At 69.3% G+C, this 1,489-nt stretch carries 1 protein-coding gene; it reads left to right on the forward strand.

Translation table 11 applies throughout. From position 1 onward, the window contains the following. Window positions 1-263: 263 nt before the first annotated feature. Entirely contained in the window at window positions 264-1,466 is a 1,203-nt protein-coding gene (locus ABVB68_RS36755) for an IS110 family RNA-guided transposase (protein ID WP_353605569.1), read from the forward strand. Window positions 1,467-1,489: the final 23 nt, after the last annotated feature.

Raw genomic sequence — 1,489 nt, forward strand, 5'->3', positions numbered from 1 at the left:
CCCCGTTATCTTCTTCGTGGTCCTGCAAGAGGGCCGCTGGCCTCCGGGCCCGGCATGACTGTTGCCCCCTGTCGATGGGATGACCTGGGGGGTGGTGTCACCGGGCCCGAGGGGTGCCGTCACAGACGCTGATCAGAGGCCCGACCGCTGCCCGGCCCGGCGCAATGCCCGGCTGTATTCGGGCGGTAGGTCTGCATAACGTGGATGCGCGCGAACGGCCCCAACACCGAGGCCGGCACGGCATCGACGCATGTGGGGGCACGGTGATCGACATCGACGAGACGGGCGTCTTCCTCGGCCTGGACGTCGGCAAAAGCAACCACCACGGCCACGGACTCACCCCGGCCGGGAAGAAGGTCTTCGACAAGGCCCTGCCCAACGGCGAACCCCAGCTACGGGCCGTCTTCGACAAACTCAAGGCCAAGTTCGGCACCGTCCTGGTGATCGTGGACCAGCCCGCCTCCATCGGCGCCCTCCCACTGACCGTCGCCCGCGACGCCGGCTGCAAGGTCGCCTACCTGCCCGGACTCGCGATGCGCCGGATCGCCGACCTCTACCCGGGTGAAGCCAAGACCGACGCCCGCGACGCCGCTGTCATCGCGGACGCCGCCCGCACCATGCCCCACACCCTGCGCTCCCTCGAACTCGCCGACGAGATCACCGCCGAACTGACCATGCTGGTCGGCTTCGACCACGACCTCGCCGGCGAGGCCAACCGCACCTCCAACCGCATCCGCGGCCTGCTCACCCAGTTCCACCCCAGCCTCGAACGCGTCCTCGGCCCGCGCCTGGACCACCCCGCCATCACCTGGCTCCTGGAGCGCTACGGATCCCCGGCCGCTCTGCGCAAGGCCGGCCGCCGCAAACTCGTCGAGGTCATACGTCCGAAGGCCCCGCGCATGGCCACCCGGCTCGTCGACGACATCTTCGACGCCCTCGACGAACAGACCGTCGTCGTCCCCGGCACCACCACCCTGGACGTGATCGTGCCCTCTTTGGCCAAGTCACTGGCCGCCGTCCACGAACAACGCCGGGCCCTGGAGACCCGGATCGAGGCCCTGCTGGAGGCCCACCCTCTTTCCCAGGTCCTGACCTCGATGCCCGGCATCGGCGTCAGGACCGCCGCAGTCCTCCTGACCACCGTCGGCGACGGCAGCTCGTTCCCGAGCGCCGCCCACCTCGCCTCCTACGCCGGCCTCGCCCCCGCCACCAGGCAGTCAGGATCCTCGATCCACGGCGAACACGCCCCCAGAGGCGGGAACCGCCAACTCAAACGCGCGATGTTCCTCTCCGCGTTCGCCGCCCTCCACGACCCCGCCTCCCGCACCTACTACGACCGCTGCCGAGCCAGAGGCAAAACCCACACCCAAGCCCTCCTCCGCCTCGCCCGCCACCGCATCAGCGTCCTGTTCGCCATGCTCCGCGACGGAACCTTCTACGAACCCAGAACCCCACGGCTTGCTTGACTAAAGACATAGAGGCACCCCCC

It is taken from the genome of Streptomyces sp. NPDC096012 (assembly GCF_040426375.1).
GTDB lineage: Bacteria > Actinomycetota > Actinomycetes > Streptomycetales > Streptomycetaceae > Streptomyces.